We start from the raw sequence: 26308 nt of genomic DNA, 5'->3' as shown, positions 1-26308 counted from the left end.
ATGATTCCCTACGGTCGCCAGGACATCACCCAGGAAGACATCGACGCTGTCGTTGCCGTATTGCGCTCGGACTTTCTCACCCAGGGGCCTCAAGTCCCCCTGTTCGAGAGCGCCGTGGCGGAATACTGCGGTGCCCGCCACGCGATTGCCGTCAACAGCGCCACCTCGGCGCTGCACATTGCCTGCCTGGCCCTCGGCCTGGAGCCGGGCGACTGGCTGTGGACCACCCCGGTCACCTTCGTCGCCTCGGCCAATTGCGGCCTGTATTGTGGCGCACGGGTCGACTTCGTCGATATCGATCCACGCACCTACAACCTGTGCCCGCAGGCGCTCGAGCGCAAGCTCATCGCCGCAGAACGGACTGGCCGCCTGCCCAAGGTGGTGGTCGCGGTGCATCTGTGCGGCCAGCCCTGCAACATGGCGGCGATCCACGCCCTCGGCCAGCGCTACGGCTTCAAGATCATCGAGGACGCCTCGCACGCCATCGGCGGCAAGTACAAGGGCGAACCCATCGGCGGAAGCCGCTACAGCGACATCACCGTGTTCAGCTTCCATCCGGTCAAGATCATCACCACCGCCGAAGGCGGCATGGCGCTGACCAACGACGCCGAACTCGCCAACCGAATGGCCTTGCTGCGCAGCCACGGCATCACCCGCGATACCGCGCAGATGACGCACGCCCCCGACGGCCCTTGGTACTACCAACAGATCGATCTCGGCTTCAATTACCGCATGACCGAGTTGCAGGCCGCGCTCGGCGTCAGCCAGATGGCACGGCTCGACGACTACGTCGCCCGCCGCCATCAACTGGCCCTCCGCTACGACGAACTGCTGGTCGGCCTGCCGGTGACCACGCCGTGGCAACACCCGGACGGCTACTCCGGCCTGCACCTCTACGCCATCCGTCTGCAACTGGAGCGGATCGGCAGCAGTCACCGCCAGGTCTTCGAAGCGCTGCGTGAGCAGGGCATTGGTGTGAATCTGCACTACATTCCCGTCCATACCCAGCCGTATTACCAGACCATGGGCTTCCAGGCAGGCGACTTCCCCGCGGCGGAGCGCTATTACGCCGAGGCGATCAGCCTGCCGCTGTACCCGCACATGACAGACGACCAACTCGAACAGGTCGTGGCGGCCCTCGCGCACGCCCTGCGTCCAGGCAGAATGAAAAATGCCCCTTTTGAACTCTGAGCGGCTTTACCTGCGTCCGCTTTGCCCAGGCGACGCAAGTCCCGCCTATGCGGCCTGGCTCAACGACCCCGAAGTCAATCGTTTTCTCGAAATTCGGCATCAGCACCATTCCGTCGAAAGCTGCCACCAATTCGTCGAAAGCATGAACGACGACCCTGTACAGCACCTTTTCGGCATCTTTCTGGCTGAAATGGATGAACACATCGGCAACATCAAGATTGGTTTTATCAACTCGCGATACAGCACCGCTCAGCTCAGCCTTTTCATCGGCAGCAAGCAGGCGTGGGGCAAGGGTTATGCCACCGAGGCAATCCGCCTCGCCACCCGCCATGCTTTCGAGGATCTCGGCCTCCTGCGGGTCGAAGCAGGCTGCTACAGCGAGAATCTGGCCTCCCTCAAGGCATTCATGAAATCCGGCTATACCGTCGAAGGTTTCTTCAGAAAAAATGTCGTGCTGGACGGCAAACGCCAGGGCTGCTTTTGGTTGGGGGTATTGAAAGATGAATGGCAATAACGGCCCGGATAGAATCATCCTGGGCACCGTGCAGTTTGGCTTGCCTTACGGGATTTCGAACACCCAGGGACAAGTCTCTCACCAGCAAGGCGCCGGAATCCTTGCACTTGCCCGCCAAGCGGGTATCCGGACACTCGATACGGCCATTGCCTACGGTGATAGCGAGACGACGCTAGGGATGTTGAACGTCGCCGACTGGCAAATCATCACCAAGCTGCCGGAAATGCCCGCATTACCCGATGCGGACCACGTGGCTGCGTGGGTCGAGGCACAGGTGAAGGGATCGCTTGCAAGACTTCGGGTACCCGTTCTGCACGGGCTGCTGCTGCATAGGCCAGCGCAGTTGCGCACTGCCGAAGGAGCCGCTCTATACCGTGCATTGCGCACTCAATACGATAAGGGACATGTCCGGAAAGTCGGCATTTCGATCTACGACCCGGAAGAGCTCGCGCAGTTGCCATCGGGAATGGCATTCGACATCGTCCAGGCCCCGCTGAACGTCCTCGATACCCGTATCGTCCGCTCCGGCTGGGCTGCGCGATTGGCAGAAGCCGGCTGCGAGCTGCACGTGCGCTCGATCTTTTTGCAGGGTTTACTCCTGATGTCCGCCTCCGCACGGCCGGCTTATTTTTCCAAATGGGATATAATTTGGCGAAGATGGGAGGGGTGGCTTGCCGAAACCGGCCTATCCCCCCTCCAACTCTGCGTGCGCCATGCGCTGCGGACCGCCGATGTCACACGTGTGGTGATCGGCGTCGACGGCACGGCTCATCTGGAGGGCATTCTTTCTGCTGCGGAAGGTGTCCTGCCCGAACGCCCGGTCGGCCTCGACACCAATGACGCCACACTGCTCAACCCTGCTCTTTGGAACAGAACATGAAAGTCGTTGCCATCGTCCAAGCCCGCATGGGTTCGACACGCCTGCCTGGCAAGGTGATGAAACCCATCGGCGGCGTGCCGATGATCGAACTGCTGCTCGCCCGGCTGGCTCGCGCACGCGAAGTCGACCAGATCGTCGTCGCCACCTCGATCGATCCCCGCAACCAGGTGCTTGCCGAGCATGTGCGCAAACTCGGTTATGCATGTGAAATGGGCAGCGAGACAGACGTGCTTGCGCGTTATCTGCAGGCTGCACGCACACACCGTGCGGACGTCGTGGTGCGCGTGACCGGCGACTGCCCGCTGATCGACTCCGAGTTGGTCGACGAGGTCATTCGCGGCTTCAAAGCCAGCGGCGTGGACTATTTCAGCAACACATCCCCTTCCACCTACCCCGACGGGCTGGATACCGAGGTCTTCAGCATGGCGGCATTCGAACGCGCTGCGGCGGAAACATCCCGCCCGCATGATCGCGAACATGTGACGCCCTATCTACGGGAATCGGGACGCTTCAGCCAAGCGTCCCTGCAGGCCGAAGAAAATCACGGCACGCTGCGCTGGACAGTTGATGAACCGGCGGATTTCGACGTCGTCACGGCAGTGTTCGCCCACTTCGCCCCCAACATTCACTTCTCCTGGCGGGAAGTACTGGCGCTGCAACAGATGCGCCCTGCGATTTTCGCCGCCAACCAACATCTGATTCGCAACGAAGGAGCCTCGATGGGAACTGGCCAGAAACTCTGGAAACGCGCCAAGCGCGTCATTCCTGGCGGCAACATGCTGCTGTCCAAACGCGCAGAGATGTTCCTCCCCGAACAGTGGCCCGCTTACTTCAGCAAGGCCAAAGGCTGCACGGTCTGGGATCTGGACGGTAATCCGTACATCGACATGTCCATCATGGGCATCGGTACCAACACGCTTGGCTACGGCCACCCGGAAGTGGACGCAGCGGTGCAGCAAACCGTCAGCGCGGGCAACATGTCCACGTTCAACTGCCCCGAAGAAGTCTATCTCGCGGAAAAACTCATCGAACTCCACCCATGGGCCGATATGGCGCGCTTCGCCCGCTCCGGCGGAGAAGCCAACGCCATCGCGATCCGTATCGCCCGTGCGGCCAGCGGGAAGGACAAAGTGGCGGTGTGTGGCTACCACGGTTGGCACGACTGGTATCTGTCGGCGAACCTGGGCGACGATGAAAGCCTCGCGGGGCATCTGCTGCCCGGGCTGGAGCCCAACGGCGTGCCGCGCAACCTGCGGGGTACCGTCTTCCCCTTCAACTACAACAACTTTGCCGAGCTCGAATCCTTGGTCAATACGCACGACATCGGCGTCATCAAGATGGAGGTCGTGCGCAACAAAGGGCCTGAAGACAACTTTCTCCACAAGGTACGCAAGCTCGCCACCGACCGCGGCATCGTGCTGATCTTCGACGAATGTACTTCAGGCTTCCGACAGAGCTTTGGCGGGCTGCATCAGCTTTACGGAGTCGAACCAGACATGGCCATGTTCGGCAAGGCGCTCGGCAATGGCTACGCGATTACCGCCACCATCGGCAAACGCGAAGTCATGGAGGCCGCACAAAGCACCTTCATCAGCAGCACATTCTGGACCGAGCGCATCGGCCCCAGCGCGGCCCTCAAGACGCTCGAAGTCATGCAACGTATCCGCTCCTGGGAAACCATTACAGCCACCGGACTACGGATTCGCGAATGCTGGCAGCAGCTCGCCGACAAGCACGGCTTGGCCATCGATCACTGGGGCCTTCCCGCCCTCACCGGCTTCTCCTTCCGCAGTGACAGCGCCCTGGCCTACAAGACCCTGATCACCCAGGAAATGCTCGCAAAAGGTTATCTCGGCGGCACCAGCGTCTATGTGTGCATCGATCACACCCCCCAAATCGTTCAGGATTATTTTTCGGCACTTGATCCAGTATTCGGTTTGATCAAGGAGTGCGAAGAAGGCCGCGATGTCGCCAGCCTGCTCAATGGCCCAGTGTGCCACGGAGGGTTCAAACGCCTGAACTGATGACTACGATGCAAATTGCCTTCCGTACGGACGCCTCACTGCAGATCGGCACCGGTCACGTCATGCGCTGCCTGACGCTGGCCGATGCGCTCACGAAGCGTGGTGCCTACTGCCACTTCATTTGCCGCGAACACCCCGGCAACTTGATTGGACTCATCCGCAGCAAAGGCCATGTCGTCCACCCCCTGCCACCATCCGCAGCAGGGGCCGGATCGCTTGCAGGTGAGCAAACGGCGACATTGCCCAAGCTCGCACACAGTCACTTGCTAGGTACGAACCAAACTGAAGACGCCGAAGCCTGCGCTACGATTCTCGCCGATTTGCACCCCGACTGGCTCATTGTCGACCACTACGCATTGGACGCGTCCTGGGAACGAATGCTCACGCCGCACTACCGGAAGTTGATGGTTATCGACGATCTGGCAGACAGGCTGCATGTATGCGATTTACTGCTCGACCAGACCTTTCGCCGTACCCCAGAGGAATACCGGACCGCAGTCCCGGCAGATTGCCGCTTGCTGTGCGGATCACAGTACGCCTTACTACGTCCCGAGTTCGCCGCCCTCCGCCCATACAGCTTGCAGCGCCGCAGCCAACCCGTACTACGCCACCTGCTGATCACCATGGGCGGCGTCGACAACGACAATACGACCGGGAGGGTACTGCTGGCGCTGCGGACCTGTCCCCTTCCGGCAGACTGCCGGATCACGGCAGTCATGGGTGTCACGGCGCCATGGCTAGACGATGTACGAAGACAGGCGCAAGACATGCCCTGCCCCACGACCGTCCTGGTCGGCGTCAGTGACATGGCACAGTTGATGGCCGACAGTGACCTTGCGATTGGAGCCGCCGGGACAACCGCCTGGGAACGTTGCTGCCTGGGATTACCTGCACTGACGGCGATCATTGCCGAAAATCAGCGCACAGGCGCAATCGCACTTTACAACGCCAATGCAACCCGTATTTTCTGCATTGCAGATGATCTGCATGAAACGATAGGCGAGCACTTGCTGGAAGCCATGTCGCCCGTCGCCCTGAGCCGGATGAGCAGTGCAGCGAGGGAAATTACCACGGGGGCAGGCACTTCGTTAATCACGGAAGAATTGTTGAATGCTAACGAATACAACCCTCCGGGCACGCCTGATGGTAAAGGATGACCTGGAAAGCATGCTTTCCTGGCGGAATCATCCTGAAGTCAAAAGATTCATGCTTACCCAGCATGAAATAACTCCGGAAGAGCATCGGGCCTGGTTTGAAGAGTCCTCAAAAGACCAAAGCAAAGCCCTGCTTGTTATCGAGGAACACGGCATTCCCATTGGCACCGTTCACTTTACCGGTGTAAAGGAAAACGGGACAGCCGAATGGAGCTTTCATTCCGCTCCACACAGCCCCAAAGGTACGGGCTACAAGATTTGCACATCGGCGCTTCAATTTGCCTTCAGGAATCTTTCTGTAAACAAAGTATCAAGCAGAGTCCTGGCATTCAATACAGCATCCCTCAAGCTTCACCATCGACTGGGTTTCAAGGATGAAGGAATCCTTCGAGAGCACCAACTTTTCGGAAATGCACACATTGACATTTACTGCCTGGGCATATTAATGGGTGAATGGCTCGAACAACAGGCCGCTCAACAGGAATAGTGCCCCCTCCAAGGGAGTTGCACAAACGAGCACCGGAACCATTTCGATCAAGAACCTCTTCTATGGCACTGGACCTGTCCAAATGAAAATTCTTTTTACCGGAGGCGGCGGATCAGGCAATGAAGCCCTTTGGCGCCAACTCAATCATAAGTATGAGCTTTATTTCGCAGATGCGAACCCTGGCGCCATCGACTCCTCGATACCCCTTGAGCGGCGAATCGGGATACCCAAGGCGAACGAAGCTGGATTCCGGAATGCCATTCATGACCTATGCACATCAAGAAAAATAGATGTCCTGGTTCCCGGCGTTGATGAAGAGCTCTCGATCGTCGCGAAACTGCACGAAACAGCCCCTTTCAAAATCCTGCTTCCGCCGAAAGAATTCGTCGATCTCATGCTTGATAAGTTTGCAGGATCACGTGCAATTCACAGTGCTGGGTTGAATGCACCAGAGACACACTTGCTTTCCGAGCCAAAGGAAATCGGGTTTCCCATGATTGCGAAGCCTCGGAGTGGAAGAGGGTCGCGCGGAGTGATGAAACTACTGAATAGCAGGCAGCTTTCGGCATACCTTGAACTTCAGAATCTGCCTGCGGATGCATTCATTGCACAAGAACTGGCGGTCGGGGCTGAATATACCGTTTTTGTTGCAGCCGATCAGAGCGGAAGATTACGCGCTGTTGTACCCGTCAAAGTTCTGGAAAAAAGAGGAATTACAATCAGCGCAGAAGTCGAGGCCAATCGAGAAATTGTGCAGTATATACAAGATTTCCAGAAGATCTTTAAAACAACAGGCATTTACAATTTACAGTGCATCGTCGACGACAGGGGCAAAGTATGGCCATTCGAGATCAATCCACGCGTCTCGACGACATTCTGCCTGGTCATAGAAAGCGGATTCGACCCCTTCGAACCGTATGATTCAACAGCGCCCTTGTTCCTACCGACATCAAGGATCGGCCTTCAGCGAAACTGGAAAAACAACTTCTTCCACAAATAGAAGAGACTGATAAATGAGACACCAAGATATTAACATTGGCGGGAAAATAGTCGGAAAAGATCACCCGGCCTACGTTATTGCAGAAATTGGATCCAACCACAACCAGGACTGGGATATCGCCATCAGGACAATCGACGCTGCGGTGGAAGCCGGCGTTGATGCGGTCAAGTTCCAAACCTTTCGGGCTGATGTCCATGTATCCAAATTCGCCAGAATGCCCTCTTACTTGATGGAAGGCGAAAGTATACAGGAATTGCTTCGCGCCCTGGAACTCGACAGGACCTGGCATCGCCCTTTGATGGCTTATTGCATTCAGCGTGGGGTACATTTCTTTTCCTCTCCTTGCGACTTCGAAGCTGTAGACGAGTTGGCCGCACTTGACGTGCCTGCCATGAAGGTCGCCTCCTTCGATTTAACCGACTTGAGACTGATAAGCCATATTGCGAAAACTGGGAAACCGGTCATTCTATCCACCGGCCTCGCCGACTGGATGGATATCCAGCGCGCGCTGGACACGTGTCACAAGGTTGGCAACCACCAGGTGATTCTGCTTCAATGCACATCCCTTTATCCGGCGCCGACCGAAATGTCGAATCTGCGCGCCATGGAGAGCATGCGCAGTGCATTTGGCGTGCCCACAGGTTATTCCGACCACACCATTGGAGACACGGTTACATGCGCGGCCGTAGCAATGGGGGCCTGCATGATTGAAAAGCATTTTACCCTTGATCGAAATCTCCCCGGACCCGATCATTCCTTTGCAATGGAACCGCATGAACTCAAGGAAATGGTCCAGCGCATTCGCACTATCGAGGCCGCAAGGGGTGACGGGATCAAGAATGGCCCGCGCGGCCCTGAAATTGAAATGGCCGAGAAGGTTCGCCGCTCCATTCATGCAGCACGCGACATAGCAGAAGGCGAGGTAATAGATGAAAGCATGCTTGCGATCAAACGCCCCGGCCTGGGAGTATCTCCTCACCTGCTTCCCGAGTTGATCGGAAGAAAGGCGAAGAGATCAATCCCTGGGGATCATCATATAACCTGGGATATGCTGTAAGTTGGTGCTCCATGATCTCGTTCAACAAGGCTCCTAGAATCTTGGTAACCGGCGCCGGAGGGTATCTGGGGGCGCACATTGTTAACGAACTTCGGGCCCGCGGGCATTCAGTGACTGGGAGCGGGCGACACCCAAATCCCGGCGATCCCGGCTGGGTTCAATGCGACTTGCTTGACAGAGATGGGACCGATTATTTATTGGAAAGTACACGCCCCGACGTCATCATCCATGCGGCAGCGCAGGTCCCGAAGGGAATCGGCGATTACAACGATGACGCGACAGGCAGTGTGCAAATGGTTGAGAACATCATTGCCTCGCGGCCAAAATCCCTTTTCTTGATCTCATCGATGACCGTGTATGGCAATGGAGTTTCCGGACGCATTTCAGAAAGCATGCCGCTGAACCCATCCTCCTCTTACGCGCAAGGAAAGGTAGACGCAGAGAATCTCGCAAGGCGCAGCGGAGTCCCAGGATACGCAATCCGCATCCCCGGTCTGTACGGTCCTCCGCGAAAAGGAGGCTTGGTGTACAACGCCTTAGCCGCGATTCGCAGAAAGGAAATCCCTTCGCTACCCGCATCTCCACTCACATGGGCAGCAATGGACGTTCGCGATGCAGCTCGCGCAATATCAACTTTGGTTCCAGGAGCCCCGGATCGTTTCACACCGATCAACATCGGGTACTCTGGAGCAGTTTCCATCAACAGACTCATAAGAATACTTCAGCTTGAACTCGGCTTTAATTTTGAGTACGCAACGGTACACCCGGAGTTCGAATTCGACCTTGGTTTTTTTGAAGAAATCGCCAATTATGTCCTTCCCCCGTTCGAAACCGCCATCAAACACTTCATCAGGCAGCCAGATGCTTGATTTTTTAACTGACGGCGAAAAAGAGCTCGTCGACTCCATGACTCGACTTGGCCATGACCTCATTGCATGGCGCAACGACCCGTCAGCCCGTCATTCCATATCTTCGCACGGCCTTAAACTGCAGGCCGACCGTTGGGCTCACGAACGCCTCGTCGATAAACTTACTCAGATCTGGCCACACATCCCGGTCATAAGCGAGGAGGACGCGAGCCATTGCGCTCATCGCCCCCAGCAGTATTGGCTGATCGATCCGATAGACGGGACTGCGAGCTGGCTCCACGGCTTTGATGGATTTGTCACGCAAGTTGCACTCATGGAGGACGGCCAGCCGGTGGCTGGATTTGTGAATGCCCCAATGAGAGCCAATTTCTATATTGGGCTAGCCGGCCGCGGAGCGTTTCTCAACGGCATCAGGATTCCGGCTCGGATGGAAAATGAGCTTCATAATCCGGTCATTGTGGACAACACTCCAGAACCACATGGCATCGTAGAGGAGTTGATGAGGCGGATTCCTCTGCAGTACAGGGAAAGCGGGAGCCTTGGTCTGAAATGTTGCATGATTTCGAACCGAGAGGCGGATCTTTTTGTAAAGGACGTTCTCGTTCGGGACTGGGATCTTGCCCCTGCGTTCGTTATTTTGAATGAAATCGGCGGAGTGTTGCTGCAAAGGGATGGAAGCCCGTATCTCTTTGAAGGCTCCTGGGAAAAAACTCAAGGTTTTATCGCTGCAGCGACCCCAAGCCTCTCCCGCAGGATAATTGATGCCTTATCCTCATTTTCCAATTCAGCGATATGACCTCTTTCAATAAAACCGTTCTTGTAGTCGCCGCCCACGCGGATGACGAAGCCCTTGGATGCGGCGGTACAATTGCGCGACACGTCGCAGAAGGCGATAGCGTGCACATCGTATTCCTGGCCGATGGCGTAAGCTCCCGTATCCACTCGGGCGACCAGGAACTCGAACTACGTGGCAGCGCCTCCGATAGAGCGCTACAAGTACTCGGCATCCGCGATGGCCACCATCTGGGCCTCCCCGACAACCGCCTCGACAGCGTGCCACTGATCGAGGTCATTCAGCGCCTTGAACCAATCATCCAGGAAATACAGCCTGAGGTGATATATACCCATCACCACGGCGATCTTAACGTGGACCACCGCGTTGCCCACCAAGCCGTCCTGACAGCCTGCAGACCCACACCAGGCTGCTGCGTTCGAGAGATTTATGCGTTCGAGGTCATGTCGAGCACCGAATGGGCGACACCATTCAATTCCCCCTTTCAGCCAAGCCACTATGTGGATATCAGCAATTTCCTGGCAGTAAAGATTCAAGCGCTCAAGGCTTATGATCTTGAAATGCGCGAGGAACCACATTCCCGCAGTTTGAGGCACTTGGAATCCTTGGCAAGGCATCGAGGCAACACAGTTGGAGTGATGGCTGCAGAAGCATTCATGGCGATTAGGCATTTACGCTAACAGTCAAAATAAAAATTCAATTTACCTCCCCCGCGCCAATTCCTGAAAGATCGATTTTGTCATCACGGATCCGAATAAATTTAAACCTTCACCTCTCATTAAAATGAAATTAGCATTTATTGAAAACAGGTACAAAACGATATTCTGGGCCGCCATAGCCCAAGAGCTAAAATCATTTGGGCATCAAATTACTTGGCTAGTGCAAAACCCAATTTTTTTACCAGATGACGAATCCGTGTTCTTAGCACCTTTTCCCCGAGGCACCGATTTGCACACAGAGCTCGATAGCCGTTCACACGAACTGCATTGGGCACGCGCCGGAGACCGTTTCATCAACTATTTCGGTGGAAACGATCATCACTACAACCACTATCGCCTTCATATTAAAAAGTGGCTCGACGATCAAGCGCCAGACGCGGTCGTAGGTGAGAGTACGTTGTTTCACGAATTTATAGTCATCGCCGAGTGCCTCTCAAGAGGGATCCCCTACCTCCATCCAAGCATGCCAGGATATCCAGGGGGGCGTTTTTCTGTTTATGCCTATGCCACCAAGGAACCTCTTGGAGAAAGCCGGGATATTCCCCCAGAACAAGATTGCCTGGCCATTGCCGAATCCATTCGAAAGCGCGAAAAAATTCCTGACTACATGATTTTGCCCTCTGGGCGCGAACCAGAGCGCAACCACCCACAACCAGGCTCGCTCAACGACCGTTTGATCATCTTGCGCGGCTACTTTCAGGGCGAGCGCTACAACACACCATCCCCTTTGAGAAAGTGGGTATTGGATCGGCAGACCAGGAAACATTTATCGACATGGGAACAGCTCGTATCAACCAAAGCGCCTCCAAAAGGCGCTCGCTTCGTTCTCTACCCTCTGCAGATGCAGCCAGAGGCCAATATAGACGTTTGGGGACAGAGATTCCGGGATCAAGCAAAGCTCATCGGTGATCTCGCGGACAATCTACCGCAGGGATGGCACTTGCTGGTGAAAGTCAACCCGAAGGCCAAATATGAACTTAGTGCTGAATTGATCGACATGCTACAGAAGAATACTCGAATTTCGCCTATATCGCTTACTGATAGCATGGCCGATGTGTTCAAGCGGGTCGATCTAGTCTGCACGGTCACGGGCACGGTAGCCGTCGAGTGCGTTTTGTCCTCGAAACCAGTTGTTCAATTTGGGCCGGGAATCGTCGATAACGGGAAGGGTTGCACACTGTTGAGCGAAATAGACCGCATTAGGGATGTCATTCAAGAAATAGAATCGAATCTCTTCATCACCGCATCTGACGCGGATCGTATCCGGCTGGTCCAGCGCCTTTACAGGACGACCTTCCCTGGGATGGTTTCAGACCCAGCACACTTGCCAGCCGTAATGACGCGGCAGAATGTACAGAGTGTTGCTCGTTCCATCTCGGAGGTTGCTGAACAATGCATCTGAACTTCAGTCTCTCTGGGCTAATCTGTCTTTTTTTTCCGCCATGTGCGTTAAAGAATTTTTTTTTGCGCTTTTTTGGATGGAAAGTTCCATCAGGATGCAGAATTGGATTTTCTTGGATTAACGCGAGACACGTCGAGTTGCGCGGCTTCAACACGATAGGGCACGGAAATTTTATTGCTCTTGACACTCTTCTTCTTCACGAACGCTCTTATATACAGCATCTGAATCGCGCCACGGGGCCTCTTTGGCTGGTCCTATGTGAAAACGCAGGGATTGGCAATCAGAACAAGATTACACGTGGCCCCAAAGGAGTTAGCTGGGGGCATGCAATGCTCAAGCTAGGCAAATTTTCTAAGATTACGGTTGGCCACATCATCGATTGCACACGCAGTGTTTCCTTTGGGGATTACTCGATACTCGCAGGCAACGGAAGTCAGTTATGGACACATGGCTACCTGCATGCTCCAGCGGGATTGGACCGTTTCAGAATCGATGGATCAATTCGAGTGGGCAATAACGTATACATCGGTTCTGCCTGCGTTTTGACCTCAGGAGTTCGGGTGGCGGACGCCGTTACCATAGGTGCAGCGTCTTGTGTTTCTCGTTCGCTCGATCGAGTTGGCCTTTATGTTAGCCAACCATTGCGCTTTGTTGAGCTTGACTATGACCAAGCTGCGTCTCGACACCCCCCGGTCTCAATTGATGGCCTCGTCGAGAGGGTCGTGCATAAACACATCCCGAAGGGCCCTTGAAGTGCGAAAACTTCTGCATCTTTCTTGGCGTGGCATCCTATTTGCGCTAGCTAAATCGCCGGTCTTCCTTGCTCCTCTCCTGGCAGCAACGATCCTGAGCCAGGCTGCATACGGGCGTGTTGAATGGTGGCTGGCCATATCATTGTCACTGGGCCCGATGGCCAACATGGGAGCAGCAGGAGTGGTAGCCTACGGCACAATAGGCAGAAAGCTCCAAAGGCACCTGCGCACGGCAACTATTTTCACGCTGTTGATCGCCATGTCCCTGTTTGTGTTTGCACTGGCGGTAAGGTTTTTTAACGAAAGCTGGGAAGAAGCATCTTATGGGCTGATTGCGTTGCAGTGTGCTTTGATCTGCTTGCAGACCACCCTTTCCAGTCGCCTGAAAGGCTTAGGCAAGGGGGCCTGGGCCTCTGCTGTTGAGAGCAGCCTTTATATCTCTCTACTTTTCGCGCTATTAGCTGTGGAGATCCGATTGGAGTTCTTCAGCACCTATGCGTTCACATTAATATTTCTTGGCTCCATCCTCACTACGGGGCTTATACGCGTTACCCCACTACCGGATTTTTCACGCTGGCTGCGCCGTAACTACCGCTCATTCTTTGATATCGGCTTTCGATTCATGGCCGGCAGCGCTTTAATGGGAGTTTTTATGGCGGCTCCTAGAGTCTTGCTAGGCATCTGGAGCACACCTGAGCGCGTCGCCGAATTCTCTTTGGCATTTCGTTGGCTTTCGGTAGCCATTCTTATTCACCAGTTCATAAATACGATGTTCTTTCGTACTGTCTTTGGAAACATCGAAACACGCAAGAGAGAGCAGCTCTTGACTTTTTCAGTCAGCTTGGTTGGACTGGGAGCAGTCGCTGCTGCCGGATTCATAAAGATCGCCCCCCAAGTGCATTCCAACATTCCAGTCCCAGAAGACTTCGGATTACTCGTACCGATAGGCTTGGGTATCATATTCTGGGCAGTTACAGCCTGCTTCGAGGGCTGTCTCCATCGGCTTGCAGCATCGGCCAAGCAGACACGCTCCGTAGCGCTAGGCTGCACGACACTACTAGCGATCAGCGGAGTTTGCGCAGCAATTGGACTCGACGCCGTTTATAGTATTGCTTATGCATGGATTATCGGTCTCGCGGCTATCATTGGAAGCCAATATATGAGTCTGCGTGCCCTGGGGGAGCACTTTCCCCTTTTAATATTTTTTCTACTAATTTCATGCGCCATTTCCATTGGCTCAGTGCTTTTATCTTCGTTTTAAGCAAAGCAGGATGACGGATATAATTCAGAGCGAGTATCTCCTTGGCCGTTTATCAGCAATCACTCTGCACTCAAAAAGATGCAAATAAGATTATTCAAGAACAGGCCTTTGCGTCTTTTCCTTGGCTCTTACCTGACTCTCTTGACTCTCCTGCTTATAGCGCCAATCGAAAGCAGGAATGATTTCAGCGCGCAGAGCATTTTGATTGGAATTTCATTCCCATTCTTTTTTGCAACATTCTATGCAATCGGCCAACGCAGGATTCCATCACATATTGATATCTATATAAACCCTAGCCGGCTGAACATCATCATAAATGTTCTTGTATCTATTGTGCTGACCGGGCTCGCGCTAAGATTAATCGATCGAATCATACTGCGCGGTGCAAGTTTTACTTCAAATTTTCTGGAAAACAGACTAGCGGTTGCAGAATCCGAAACGAGTGCGGTGTCGTTTTTCGCATTACTTCTCTGCCACTTCGCCCTAGTAATACCTACACTCCTTGCCATAAGAAAGGCAGGTGGGCGGAAAAGAAATAGCGACAAACTTCTGCTATTAGTTTGTTTTTTATATCCCATTACGGACCTATTTTTGTTTGGATTACGATATCCGATCATTATCCAACTCGTTAGCATTTGGGTGGCCGCTGGTCTATTTTACGAGAGAAAGAAATTTTTAAAACGCCACCTTATTCTTTTTGCGCTATTCCCTGCAGTTGTATGGGCACTGGGGTACACTTTTACCTTGAGAGCATCGCAATCAGGAATAGACCCGATCAACTCCATGACACAATCCGCTTATGCCACGTTCACTCCGATTTCACCAGAAGGTGAGGAATTTGTCAAAAGTGATGAAACCGGCTTTGTCTACGGTCTGGTTCATATAGCCCAGTATTTTTCCCATGGCATCTTTGAATTTTTTTATGCCATAGAAAATAATAGCAATATCACATCGGACGGGGCATATTCCCTTTACATCCCATTCAAGATTACCGCCACAATTCTTGGCATAACTCCATCAGCGGACGAGCGTGTGCAGGAGGCCATGCCTCGCCCCTATGTGTACACAACGTATTTTGGGCCTTTGTTTTTCGATTTTGGCCATTATGCCATTCTTGCAGCATGCATTATTGGATTTTATTCAGGAAGAGTATATAAATACCTCTTTAGAGGAAGCCTGGAATTCCTACCGCTCCACACGGCATTATGTACTGCATTACCCTTTGCCGCTGCGGTAAACATCCTAGCCATACTTAATGGACAGATATTTTTGCTGGTCGCATTGCTTTCTTATCCCGCATTAAAGTGGGCCAGGAATCCGGTCAAGCCTTCCGCACCACGCAAGTCCGGCGACTAAAATTCTGGAAGATTTAATATTTTGATGAGGTCAATATCTTGAGGATAGCTGTTATTCACGACTGGTTGGTTACCTACGCTGGGGCAGAGAGGGTTCTGGCGGAAATAATAAGGCTTTGGCCACAGGCAGATTTATTCTCCGTCATCGACTTCCTTTCAGACAAGGACAGGGAAAACTTGCTTGGCAAGCATGCCAGGACGACATTCATTCAGAAACTGCCAAAGGCTGCCACCCGCTATCAGACTTACCTTCCCTTGATGCCCTTCGCCATTGAGCAGTTGGACCTGTCAAATTATGATGTCATCATAAGCAGCAGCCATGCCGTAGCCAAAGGAATCATAGCGGGTCCGGATCAACTTCATATCTGTTATTGCTACACCCCCATAAGATACGCATGGGACCTGCAGAATCAATATCTATCTGAAACCGGATTGGATAAAGGGTTGAAGGGGTGGGTGGCCCGCTATGTCCTGTTCAAGATGCGGGCATGGGACTACAGAACCGCCAACAGAGTGGATTTCTTCATTGCCATAAGCAACTATATCGGCCGTCGAATAGAGAAGGCATATCGGAGGGATTCAGTCACGATCTACCCCAACGTCGCGGTAGACGACTTTCCTCTCGCTCATGGCAAGGAGGATTTTTATGTCACAGCATCCCGCCTAGTTCCTTACAAGAAAGTCGACCTGATCGTTCGTGCCTTTTCCCAGATGAAGGACAAGCGACTTGTCGTCATTGGTGACGGACCGCAGTTTGAGAAAGTGAAAAGAATGGCCTCCCCAAATGTAGAAGTTCTGGGTTACCAGCCGTTCGAGGTACTGAAGGACCACCTCCAGAGAGCCAAGGCCTTCGTTTTTGCCGCCGAGGAAGACTTCGGCATCGCTCCTGTAGAGGCTCAGGCTTGCGGAACCCCGGTCATTGCTTTCGCAAAAGGCGGAGCACTCGAGACCGTGGTGGACGGGGTGACTGGGGTCTTCTTCCCAGAGCAGACAGAAGCCTCGATCGTGGCGGCCGTCGATCGTTTCGAAAGAGAGTTTCAACCGGACGCCGATGCCATAAGAAGACATGCCTGCACCTTTTCAACGGCACATTTCCAATCCGAGTTCCGGGCATTCGTGGAAGAAAAATATGCAGAATTTTTTTCCTCCATCAATCTGGCGAATAGAAGACACGGCACATCGGGGTCCGAGCCGAGATCTTAGAAAAAAAAGCCAGGGGCATGCTTGGCATAATAGCGATTACAATGTGGTTTTCCAGCGTGCTGCCTGACTTCGACACGATCAGACAGTTCGGCGGCAAGGGCATTATTTGATACAAGATGCAAGGAGACATCATGAAGAAGGCAATCATCACCGGGATCACCGGCCAGGATGGTGCTTATCTGGCGAAGCTGTTACTAGACAAGGGCTATGTGGTCTATGGCACCTATCGCCGTACCAGTTCGGTGAATTTCTGGAGGATCGAGGAACTCGGTATCGCCGGGCATGAGAATTTGAACTTGGTCGAGTACGACCTTACCGATCTGTCCGCGAGCATTCGCCTTCTACAAGCGGTCGAGGCCGCCGAGATCTACAACCTGGCGGCACAGAGCTTCGTGGGCGTATCCTTCGAGCAGCCGGTCACAACGGCGGAAATTACCGGAGTCGGTGTGGTGAATCTGCTCGAAGCGATCCGGATCGTGAATCCGGAGATTCGCTTCTACCAGGCCAGCACGTCGGAAATGTTCGGCAAGGTGCAGGCGATTCCCCAGGTGGAGTCGACGCCATTCTACCCGCGTAGTCCGTATGGTGTGGCCAAGCTGTACGCCCATTGGATGACAGTGAACTACCGGGAGAGTTACGGCATCTTCGGTAGCAGCGGCATCCTGTTCAACCACGAATCGCCGCTGCGGGGACGAGAGTTCCTTACCCGGAAGGTGTCGGACAGCATCGCCAAAATCAAGCTGGGCAAGCTGGACGTGCTCGAATTAGGCAACCTGGATGCGCGGCGCGACTGGGGGTATGCCAAAGAATATGTGGAAGGTATGTGGCGGATGCTGCAAGCCGACAAGCCCGATACTTACGTCTTGGCGACGAACAGAACCGAAACGGTGCGCGACTTCGTGACCATGGCGGGCAAGGCAGTGGGTTTTGATCTTGAATGGGAAGGCAGGAACGAAGAGGAAGTAGGCGTGGACCTCACAACGGGCCGCACGCTGGTGCGGGTGAATCCCAGGTTCTACCGTCCCGCCGAGGTCGATCTGCTGATCGGTAATCCGGAAAAGGCCAAACGGGAACTCGGCTGGGCTCCCGCCACGACGCTGGAGCAGTTGTGCCAGATGATGGTGGAGGCCGACATCCGCCGCAACGAGTGCGGTTGTTCGTTCTAAGGACCCGAGACGATGAAACGGGTACTGGTTACCGGCATCAAAGGTTTTACCGGGCGCTACGTCGCTGCCGAGTTGCAGGCCCACGGCTGGGAAGTGTGGGGCATGGGGGCGCACGACGAGCCCGGCGACAGACATTACCGGCGCGCGGATCTCACCGACGCCGAAGCCGTGCGTAGCGTGCTCGCCGAGCTAAGTCCTGACGCCGTCGTGCATCTGGCGGCCATCTCGTTCGTCGGACATGGGGACGCCGAGTCGTTCTACAAGGTCAACCTGATCGGCACCCGTAACCTGCTCGCGGCACTGGCGGACAGTGGGAAAATGCCCAGTTGTGTCCTGTTGGCGAGCAGCGCGAACGTGTACGGCAACTCGACCGAAGGCATGCTGGACGAGACGATGCCAGCCAATCCGGCCAATGAGTATGCCGTCAGCAAGCTGGCGATGGAGTACATGGCGCATTTGTGGTCGGACAAGCTGCCGTTGGTGATTGTTCGCCCCTTCAACTACTCCGGCGTCGGGCAATCGAAGTCCTTTCTGTTGCCGAAGATCGTGGAGCATTTCCGTCGGAGGGCCGGGGTGATTGAACTAGGCAATCTCGACGTGTGGCGGGATTTTTCCGATGTCCGCGCCGTGGCATGCGCCTATCGGCGGCTACTGGAAGTGCGTCCGGTGTCGACAACCGTGAATGTGTGTTCGGGGCATTCCCACTCGTTACGGGAGGTGCTGGCGATGGCCGAGGTGATCACTGGCCACAAGATCCGGGTGGAGGTAAATCCGGCTTTCGTGCGCGCCAACGAAGTAAAGATCTTGTGCGGGGACGTCTCGAGGCTCCGTTCGTTGATCGGGAACTGGGAGACTCCACCGCTGCAAGACACCTTGCGCTGGATGCTGGAGCAATCTTTTTAACCTGGACCTGGCACATTAAAGATACTCACGAAGGGGTGGTAAACGCGTAGTCGGGGCTTCATCACACACTCATCCGACTCTCTGCCCAGCCGGGATCCTGTGCTGGAACTCGTTCTGGGAGAGGGTGACGCTGCCGGTAAACTCAAAGCCGTAGATGTCACTGTTGTAAACTGTTTTTCATCGAAGGACAAAGACATGCCGACTTATGTCGAGCTTACGGCACAGATCAAGACCTTGCAGAAACAGACTGAAGCAGTACGCCAAACGGAGATATCCGAAGTCAAGCAGGAGATTAGCGATTACAACCTGGCAGCGGGCAACTTGGTCTTTGCTACTACCAGATCGATATCACCAAAACGTAGCGTACCTGTGTCCAAACGTGACGCGGTAAAGCCCAGATACCAAGTTCCAACTTCGGGCAAGATCTGGTCCAGTCGCGGGATGATGCCAAGATGGGTGAAAGCCGCTCTGGAAGCAGGGTACATACGTGAGGAATTCTTGGTCCCAGAAATCTGATCTGCCACCCCAATGCCACGATCCTCCAATTACTCCCCGACCTTCGCCGAGCGTTACCCGGTTCCGCTCGCCGCGGCCCTGATCGACGCGGGGCTAGCCATGCTGGCTGCCTACATAGCGTTCTCCCTGCGTTTCGACGCCTTTGACCTCAGTACGCCCTACCTGATCGCCGCCATTACGTGGTCCTGTACCGTAGTAGCCTCCCTGTTTGTGATGGGGGCGTATGGATCATGGCGCGGCCAGTCGTTCCTTCGCCAGGTGACACGCGTGGCGGGGGGGTGGCTGCTCGCCGCCTCTATACTGACGATGCTGGGCTTTCTGCTCAAAACTTCAGCTCAGTATTCGCGCCTGTGGTTCACGTACACCATGCTCATCAGTGCCGGCCTGGGCGTCAGCCTTCGCCTGCTAGCCTTCCTTGCGCTCCGCCATGCCCGCCGTGCGGGAAGGAATCTGAAACAGGTTATCGTGGTCGGCTCGGACGCAGGGCGGGGTTTACGCCTCCCTTCGCAACTTACCCTGCGTGAACAAGGGTACGCAGTCGCTGCAATTGTAAGATGCAGCAATTCTCCAGAATGGCTGGATACTCTGCCGCAGCAAGTCGATGAAGCCCGTGCCCACGAAGTATGGCTGATGCTGCCGCTAAGCGAGGGCGGGCACATACAATCCGCTGCTTATGCATTGCGACATCACGTTGTCTCGATCCGCTTCATGCCGCAACTGAACGATTTGCCCTTGCTCAACCACCAGGTCAGCCGTGTGGCAGGGTTCTACTCGATAGATCTCAGCGTCACACCAATGGATGGCGCCGCGCGAATCGTGAAGCGCGCCGAAGACCTTATCATCGGCGGCCTAATCTTCTTGCTGATCCTGCCGGTATGCGCGGTCATTGCGTTGGCCATCCGGCTTACTTCACCAGGGCCGGTACTGTTCAAGCAATACCGAATGGGCATCAATGGCAAGCACTTCAAGGTCTACAAATTCCGCTCAATGGTGGTGCATCAGGAATCATCCGGGCAGGTAACGCAGGCCACCAAGGGCGATGCTCGCATCACACCGCTTGGTGCTTTCTTGCGACGCACCAGCCTGGACGAACTGCCGCAGTTTTTCAATGTGTTACAGGGGCGCATGTCCATTGTTGGCCCTCGTCCGCATGCACTGGCGCACAATGAATACTACAAGGACTTGGTGGAGTCTTACATGCAGCGCCACCAGGTCAAGCCCGGAATTACCGGTTGGGCGCAGGTAAATGGTTTGCGGGGAGAAACCGATACGCTCGAGAAGATGCAGGCCCGGGTAGAACATGACTTGTGGTACATCGACAACTGGTCGCTCGGTCTGGATCTGAAAATTATCTTCCTGACCATCTTCAAAGGGTTCCTTAACCCTAATGCCTACTGAACTTGCGTGGAACTCTATCGGTGCTAGACCGCAGCCAACTCAAGGACATCCTGAGCATCTGGCTCAGCCTGGGTCTGTTTACCTTGCTTACCAGCCTCTTCTGGCTGACTGATCGCAGCCTTTATTCGAAATCTTTTTATTTGCTGTTCGCGTTCCCTGCACTGCTCGGCTTGATCGTGGCGCGAACGGAAATGCTACCAATCTTGCGCCAACCTCCCGTTCTGCTGTTCCTGCTTCTGGCAGCCTGGGTACTTGCCAGCCTGAGCTGGGCAGAAGGCGAAGGCGTAACGTCATCCCTGATCAAGCGGCCGCTGTATATATTTCTGGCAATTGCGGGGCTGGCTTACCTTGGCTCCGTGCGGGCGCCTATTCCTATACGAAACCTGCTGCTCATCTCGATGTTTGTCATCACGGCCTTCGTAGTCTGGAGTGCAGTCGAGTTCATCCAAACCCCGCGCAAACCCTGGGATAACCGATACATCGGCCCAGGCGTTCTTGTGCATCCACTGCTTACGTCTCACATCCTCGGTTTGATGTTTGTCTTTGGCATGGCATCAGTTCTGCTTTCCAACAGGCTGAACCGCTTCACCTGGATCTGCTTGTTGTGCTGTCCTCTGCTACTGTGGGGCATCGTTCTGACCGGATCGCGCACACCGCTGGTCGGCATTGCCGCCATGTTGTGCTGGCTTTGCCTACTCCGTCCCAACCGGCGCACCTTAGGGATTCTTGCCTTGATGGCTACGCTGGCGCTGGTGGCCTATATCGTTCAGCCAACAATCTTTACGTCCAGAGGAGTGTCATGGCGACCAGACATCTGGTCCGCAGCGCTGGACAAGATCATGGGGCATCCACTGATTGGCTACGGATTTGAGGGAGACATAGCGTTTCCCGTAGAGAATATGAAGCGAATCTGGCGTGACCCACACAATATTCCGCTTGCCGTTGCTTTGGAGCTAGGTCTGATCGGGCTCATACTCTGGCTCGCGATGCACACTTCGGTGCTGCATGCCTGTGTCGTCAATCGCAACAACACGGAAGTTGTCGTTGCATCCTGCCTGCTCGTCTTCGGACTCGCTGCCGGCCTGACCGAAGGCGGAAACTTTTTTTCGCGGCCGAACGAAAGCTGGTTCATTACTTGGATCCCGCTAGCTTTTGCCGTTGCGGCGACTGCACGCATACGCACGAACAAGATGAGTTCATAAGAATTTGCTCCTAAAGGATATTTCTTGACTAATCGCATCGGCATCTTCATCGATTTCGCCAACATCGGCATGAACGGCGGCTACGGCATGCGGGTGGACATGTTGCGCCGCTTTGCCGCGCGTGACGGCGGGGAGCTGGTGCGGCTCAATGCCTACCTGCCCTTCGATACCGCCCGCGCCGAAACCGATTCCGCCTATCGTGCCGGCCAGCAGCGCTTCTACGACGCCCTGCGCGACAACGGTTTCAAAGTATTCCGCAAGCACGTCCGCTGGTATGACGATGGCGAAGGCGGCCGCTACTCCAAGGCCGATTGCGACATGGACATCGCCATCGACATCCTGCAGCAAGCGCCGCGCCTGGACACCGTGCTGCTGGCAAGCGGCGATGGCGACTTCGTGCGCGTGGTGGAGGCTGCACAGGGCCTGGGCTGCCGGGTGGAAGGGCTGGCTTTTCGCAACGTATCGCGGGCACTGCGTGCGGCAACGGATACTTTCGTGTCCGGCTACCTGGTTCCGCAGCTCATGCCATCCGAACGTGCCCGAAACGGCCGCGACTACAACGAGTGGGGCGTGGCGGGCGGCTTTGCTCGCGGGGTGTGCTACCAGTTCGAGAACGGCTACGGTTTCGTCCGCTTCATGCGCAAGGTGGCCGGACGCTTGTGGCTGACGGATTCGCGCGACACGGAATCACCGTGGCAAACCTGCTTTCTCCATGCGTCCCAACTGCCAACGGGACTGAGTACCGACGCCCTGCCGAGCCGGGATCTGGTGCTGGAGTTCGATCTGGAAGAAGGCGAAACAACAGGTAAACTGAAGGCGGCCAATGTCACCGTCGTGGCATGAACATTTGATGAAGGAGGAAACGATGCCGACATACGTGGAAATCATGGCGCAGATCGAGGCGCTGCAGAAGCAGGCCGAAGAGATCCGGACTGCCGAACTCGCCGACGTGATCGCGGAAATCAAGCAGAAAATGCACGACTACGACCTGACTGCGTCTGACCTGGGGTTTGCTGCTGCCGCGCAGGTACGAGACATCCAACCCGCATCGCCGTCGAAGCGCGCTGCAGTCAAACCAAAGTACCGGGACCCACTGTCGGGCAGCACCTGGAGCGGGCGCGGCGTAATGCCAAAGTGGATGAAGGCCGCACTGGAAGCGGGACATGGCCGTGACGACTTCCTTATCCCGGAGAGCTGATCCCGCCTGCTTTCCAGGCGGCCGGCCTCATGAACAGGTAGAACACCCGACCATGCACCGCAAAGGCATTATTCTCGCCGGCGGCTCTGGCACGCGCCTGCATCCGGCCACGCTCGCCATCAGCAAGCAATTGCTGCCGGTGTTCGACAAGCCGATGGTCTACTACCCGCTCAGCACATTGATGCTGGGCGGCATACGCGACATCCTGCTCATTTCCACTCCGCAGGACACACCGCGCTTTCAGCAACTGCTGGGGGATGGCTCGCAGTGGGGCATCACGCTGCAATATGCGGTCCAGCCCAAGCCGGAGGGGTTGGCGCAGGCGCTGATCATCGCGGACGCCTTCCTGGCCGGCGCGCCGAGCGCGCTGGTACTGGGCGACAACCTGTTCTACGGTCACGAGCTCCATCGCCTGCTCCAGAAGGCTGCCGCCAGCACGGAAGGCGCAACGGTATTCGCCTACCACGTGCATGATCCGGAACGCTATGGTGTCGTCGAATTCTCCGCGGACGGCAAGGTTCGCTCGATCGAGGAAAAACCCGCGCAGCCCAAATCCAGCTACGCGGTGACGGGGCTGTACTTCTATGACGGCAGCGCAAGCGCACGGGCCGCCTCGCTGCGCCCTTCCGCACGCGGAGAACTGGAGATCACCGACCTCAACCGGCTGTATCTGGACGACGGCATCCTGACGGTGGAAACCATGGGCCGCGGCTATGCCTGGCTGGACACCGGCACCCACGACTCGCTGCTGGACGCGAGCCAGTTCATCGCCACCCTGGAGCGCCGCCAGGGCCTCAAGGTGGCCTGCCCGGAAGAAATCGCTTACCGCATGCACTGGATCGACGCGGCACGGCTCGAACGTCTGGCGGCGCCACTCGCGCAAAACGACTACGGCCGCTATCTGCTGCGGCTGCTGAAGGAAATTCCTGCATGATCACTGCCAAACGCATGCCCCTCCCCGACGTCTGGCTGCTCGAACCCAAGGTGTTCGGCGACGCACGCGGCTTCTTCCTCGAAAGCTACAACCAGCGGGATTTCGAGGCGGTGACGGCTTGCCGGACGACTTTCGTGCAGGACAATCACTCACGCTCTCGACGCGGCGTGCTACGCGGCCTGCACTACCAGATCCAGCAGCCGCAGGGAAAACTCATCCGCGTGATCGAGGGCGAAATCTTCGACATCGCCGTCGACCTGCGCCGCAGTTCGCCGCATTTCGGCTGCTGGACAGGCGCCGTGCTGTCGGCCGAAAACAAGCACCAGCTGTGGATTCCCGAAGGCTTCGCGCACGGCTTCCTGGTGCTGAGCGAGACCGCCGAGGTCCTGTACAAAACCACCGACTACTATGCCCCCGAGCACGAACGCTGCCTGGCCTGGGACGACCCCACGGTCGGCGTGGAATGGCCGCTGGCCGGCAGCCGCCCCCTGCTGTCGGCCAAGGATCAGGCCGGGACGGTGCTGGCGGAGTGCGAAGTTTTCGATTGAGGGTCTTGGGGCCAGAAGCTTCCGGAGCAAACGCAGGCGCCCATGCCTGGCTTATCATTGCCCGGAACCCAGCCCCCGACGGAGGCCAGCATGAGCAGCGCTCCCGCATGCCGCACCAGAATCAGCATCGAAGACTATCTCGACGGCGAAACCCGCAGCGACATCAAGCACGAATACCTGGACGGCGAAGTCGTCGCGATGGGTGGGGCAAGTGCGACGCACGGTCTGGTCGCCGGCGCTTTCCATGCCGCATTGCTGCCCCACGCGCGCCGCAAAGGCTGCCAGCTTTTCATGGCCGACATGAAAGTGCGCATCGAGCATTCGGGCCAGACCTATTTCTACTACCCCGACCTGCTGCTGGCCTGCGATCCGCAGGATCGCGACCCCTACTACCGCCGCTGCCCCTGCTTGATCGTCGAAGTACTGTCGCCCAGCACCGAACGCATCGACCACCGCGAGAAGCTGTTCGCCTACCAGGCCGCGCCATCACTGCGCGAATACCTGCTGGTCGACCCCGAAAAGCGCAGCGTGGAGGTGTACCGCTTCGGTGATCCGGTACGCTACGAGACCTTCACCGAAGGCAGCATCCGGCTGGATTGCCTGAATGCGGAAATCACATTGGACGAAATCTACATGGATGCAGAGGCGCTGTGAGCGCGGATCTCAAGCTCCGTAAACTTCGGAATCGGCCCTCGTAAATTCCGGAATCAGCCGCCGTCGCGGATGCGCTCGATCAGGCCGGTGGTGGAATGCCCTGCGACGAAGCCCAGCACCCTGACCTCGCCGCCCGCGCGGCGCACGCAGTCGCCGCCGGCGATCTGGTCCGGCGTGTAGTCGCCGCCCTTGACCAACAAGCCGGGCAGCACAGCGCAGATGAGGCGCTCGGGCGTGTCTTCGGCGAACGGCACCACCCAATCGACGCAGCCGAGCGCGGCCAGCATGCGCAGGCGGTGCGCCAGCGGGTTGACCGGCCGGCCGTCGCCTTTGAGGCGGCGCACCGAATCGTCGTCGTTGACGGCGACGATCAGGCGCTGGCCCAGCGCGCGGGCCTGTTCCAGATATTCGATGTGGCCGGGGTGCAGGATGTCGAAACAGCCGTTGGTCATCACCACGCGCTCGCCGGCCTGGCGTGCGGCGCGGACGGTTTCGATGGCCTGCGCCTCCGTCAGCACGCCGTCCGCCGGCGCCTTCGCCGTATCCGGCGCGGCGAGGTGGGCGTCGACGTGGGCACACCACATGTGGCCGATCATGATGTGGCATTCCTGGATGTGCGCCGTCTCGGCCACGCCGATGACGACCGCCAGGTCCGCCAGGTCGCGCAGCTTGCCACCATCGCGCCCGAGCAGGCCGATGACTTCCACTCCGCGCCGGCGTGCCGCCTCGACGGCGGCGATGACGTTGGGGCTGTTGCCACTGGTGGAGATGCCGACCAGCACGTCGCCGGGCTGGCCCAGCGCATCGACCTGGCGCGCGAACACGTCGTCGAAGCCGTAGTCGTTGCCCACCGCGGTCAGGATCGAGGTATCGGTGGTGAGTGCGATGCCGGGCAAGGCCCGGCGCTCGGCGACGAAGCGGCCGACCAGCTCGGCGGCGATGTGCTGCGCATCGGCCGCGCTGCCGCCATTGCCGCAGAACAGAATCTTGTTGCCGCGGTTGAGCGCCGCGCTGATGCGCCGTGCGCCGGCTTCGACCGCCGGTTCGATGGCGCGCAGCGCCTCGATGGCGGCCAGGTGCTTGTCGATGTATTGGCTGAAGAAGCTCATGGGTAATCTCGCGGTTTGG

At 56.3% G+C, this 26308-nt stretch carries 26 protein-coding genes; 25 read left to right on the top strand and 1 reads right to left on the bottom strand.

Going from position 1 to position 26308, the window contains the following annotated elements; all coding sequences use genetic code 11:
* From pseC to C666_RS04270, 25 genes are all read left to right on the top strand, one after another.
* A complete protein-coding gene (gene pseC, locus C666_RS04355) occupies positions 1-1191 on the top strand; it encodes a UDP-4-amino-4,6-dideoxy-N-acetyl-beta-L-altrosamine transaminase (RefSeq protein WP_004334240.1) in 1191 nt (396 codons plus the stop codon).
* Complete coding sequence (locus tag C666_RS04350) at positions 1172-1705, top strand: GNAT family N-acetyltransferase (protein ID WP_028791905.1); 534 nt, start codon at positions 1172-1174, stop codon at positions 1703-1705. The genes pseC and C666_RS04350 overlap by 20 nt, the downstream gene beginning before the upstream one ends.
* Positions 1692-2585, top strand: a complete 894-nt coding sequence (locus C666_RS04345) for an aldo/keto reductase (RefSeq protein WP_028791904.1) — start codon at positions 1692-1694, stop codon at positions 2583-2585. The genes C666_RS04350 and C666_RS04345 overlap by 14 nt, the downstream gene beginning before the upstream one ends.
* A complete protein-coding gene (locus tag C666_RS04340; RefSeq protein ID WP_004334234.1) occupies positions 2582-4609 on the top strand; it encodes an aminotransferase class III-fold pyridoxal phosphate-dependent enzyme in 2028 nt (675 codons plus the stop codon). The genes C666_RS04345 and C666_RS04340 overlap by 4 nt, the downstream gene beginning before the upstream one ends.
* Positions 4609-5766, top strand: coding sequence for a UDP-2,4-diacetamido-2,4,6-trideoxy-beta-L-altropyranose hydrolase (gene pseG, locus C666_RS04335; RefSeq protein ID WP_004334232.1), 1158 nt, complete (start codon positions 4609-4611; stop codon positions 5764-5766). The genes C666_RS04340 and pseG overlap by 1 nt, the downstream gene beginning before the upstream one ends.
* Complete coding sequence (gene pseH, locus C666_RS19550; RefSeq protein ID WP_081593373.1) at positions 5720-6250, top strand: UDP-4-amino-4,6-dideoxy-N-acetyl-beta-L-altrosamine N-acetyltransferase; 531 nt, start codon at positions 5720-5722, stop codon at positions 6248-6250. The genes pseG and pseH overlap by 47 nt, the downstream gene beginning before the upstream one ends.
* 82 nt (positions 6251-6332) lie before the next feature.
* Positions 6333-7250 carry an ATP-grasp domain-containing protein gene (locus tag C666_RS19545; protein ID WP_004334227.1) on the top strand — a complete coding sequence of 306 codons (918 nt, stop codon included), beginning with the start codon at positions 6333-6335 and terminating at the stop codon, positions 7248-7250.
* Positions 7251-7263: 13 nt separating this feature from the next.
* Positions 7264-8307 (top strand): N-acetylneuraminate synthase family protein, encoded by a 1044-nt coding sequence (locus tag C666_RS04330; protein ID WP_004334225.1) that lies wholly within the window; start codon positions 7264-7266, stop codon positions 8305-8307.
* A gap of 11 nt (positions 8308-8318) precedes the next feature.
* On the top strand, positions 8319-9176 hold the full coding sequence (locus C666_RS19540; protein ID WP_004334223.1) for an NAD-dependent epimerase/dehydratase family protein: 858 nt from the start codon (positions 8319-8321) through the stop codon (positions 9174-9176).
* Complete coding sequence (locus C666_RS19535) at positions 9169-9972, top strand: inositol monophosphatase family protein (protein ID WP_162173248.1); 804 nt, start codon at positions 9169-9171, stop codon at positions 9970-9972. Before C666_RS19540 ends, C666_RS19535 begins: the two co-directional genes overlap by 8 nt.
* On the top strand, positions 9969-10649 hold the full coding sequence (locus C666_RS19530; RefSeq protein WP_004334220.1) for a PIG-L deacetylase family protein: 681 nt from the start codon (positions 9969-9971) through the stop codon (positions 10647-10649). The genes C666_RS19535 and C666_RS19530 overlap by 4 nt, the downstream gene beginning before the upstream one ends.
* Positions 10650-10752: 103 nt before the next feature.
* Entirely contained in the window at positions 10753-12090 is a 1338-nt protein-coding gene (locus C666_RS20345) for a capsular polysaccharide export protein, LipB/KpsS family (protein WP_154666105.1), read from the top strand.
* A 753-nt stretch (positions 12091-12843) separates the two neighbouring features.
* The gene (locus C666_RS20340; RefSeq protein ID WP_154666104.1) at positions 12844-14103 is read left to right on the top strand and encodes a hypothetical protein; all 1260 of its coding nucleotides are present in this window, start codon (positions 12844-12846) and stop codon (positions 14101-14103) included.
* Between the two features lie 141 nt (positions 14104-14244).
* A complete protein-coding gene (locus tag C666_RS20335) occupies positions 14245-15459 on the top strand; it encodes a hypothetical protein (protein WP_154666103.1) in 1215 nt (404 codons plus the stop codon).
* 38 nt (positions 15460-15497) lie between these two features.
* The gene (locus C666_RS04315) at positions 15498-16661 is read left to right on the top strand and encodes a glycosyltransferase family 4 protein (protein WP_004334218.1); all 1164 of its coding nucleotides are present in this window, start codon (positions 15498-15500) and stop codon (positions 16659-16661) included.
* Between the two features lie 131 nt (positions 16662-16792).
* Positions 16793-17827 (top strand): GDP-mannose 4,6-dehydratase, encoded by a 1035-nt coding sequence (gene gmd / locus C666_RS04310; protein ID WP_004334217.1) that lies wholly within the window; start codon positions 16793-16795, stop codon positions 17825-17827.
* Between the two features lie 12 nt (positions 17828-17839).
* Positions 17840-18730, top strand: a complete 891-nt coding sequence (locus C666_RS04305; RefSeq protein WP_004334215.1) for a GDP-mannose 4,6-dehydratase — start codon at positions 17840-17842, stop codon at positions 18728-18730.
* Positions 18731-18829: 99 nt separating this feature from the next.
* Complete coding sequence (locus C666_RS19525; protein WP_245603872.1) at positions 18830-19246, top strand: H-NS histone family protein; 417 nt, start codon at positions 18830-18832, stop codon at positions 19244-19246.
* A gap of 12 nt (positions 19247-19258) precedes the next feature.
* Positions 19259-20644, top strand: coding sequence for an undecaprenyl-phosphate glucose phosphotransferase (locus C666_RS04300; protein WP_004334211.1), 1386 nt, complete (start codon positions 19259-19261; stop codon positions 20642-20644).
* Positions 20645-20664: 20 nt separating this feature from the next.
* Positions 20665-21846: an O-antigen ligase family protein gene (locus C666_RS04295; protein WP_004334209.1), complete on the top strand. Its 1182-nt coding sequence runs from the start codon at positions 20665-20667 to the stop codon at positions 21844-21846.
* A 24-nt stretch (positions 21847-21870) separates the two neighbouring features.
* Positions 21871-22689: a LabA-like NYN domain-containing protein gene (locus tag C666_RS04290; protein ID WP_004334207.1), complete on the top strand. Its 819-nt coding sequence runs from the start codon at positions 21871-21873 to the stop codon at positions 22687-22689.
* Positions 22690-22696: 7 nt separating this feature from the next.
* Complete coding sequence (locus C666_RS04285) at positions 22697-23044, top strand: H-NS histone family protein (RefSeq protein WP_004334206.1); 348 nt, start codon at positions 22697-22699, stop codon at positions 23042-23044.
* Between the two features lie 52 nt (positions 23045-23096).
* Positions 23097-23978 carry a glucose-1-phosphate thymidylyltransferase RfbA gene (gene rfbA / locus C666_RS04280; RefSeq protein ID WP_004334204.1) on the top strand — a complete coding sequence of 294 codons (882 nt, stop codon included), beginning with the start codon at positions 23097-23099 and terminating at the stop codon, positions 23976-23978.
* Positions 23975-24526, top strand: a complete 552-nt coding sequence (gene rfbC, locus C666_RS04275) for a dTDP-4-dehydrorhamnose 3,5-epimerase (protein WP_004334202.1) — start codon at positions 23975-23977, stop codon at positions 24524-24526. Before rfbA ends, rfbC begins: the two co-directional genes overlap by 4 nt.
* 90 nt (positions 24527-24616) lie before the next feature.
* On the top strand, positions 24617-25180 hold the full coding sequence (locus C666_RS04270; RefSeq protein ID WP_004334200.1) for a Uma2 family endonuclease: 564 nt from the start codon (positions 24617-24619) through the stop codon (positions 25178-25180).
* Between the two features lie 53 nt (positions 25181-25233).
* Here C666_RS04270 and rfaE2 read toward each other — a convergent pair whose 3' ends face one another.
* Positions 25234-26289, bottom strand: a complete 1056-nt coding sequence (rfaE2, locus tag C666_RS21275) for a D-glycero-beta-D-manno-heptose 1-phosphate adenylyltransferase (protein ID WP_004334197.1) — start codon at positions 26287-26289, stop codon at positions 25234-25236.
* Positions 26290-26308 lie beyond the last annotated feature (19 nt).

This window comes from Thauera linaloolentis 47Lol = DSM 12138, from assembly GCF_000310205.1.
In the GTDB taxonomy this organism is placed as follows: domain Bacteria; phylum Pseudomonadota; class Gammaproteobacteria; order Burkholderiales; family Rhodocyclaceae; genus Thauera; species Thauera linaloolentis.
Note: the sequence above shows the minus strand (reverse complement) of the source record. Positions and strands in the feature narration are given on the sequence as shown.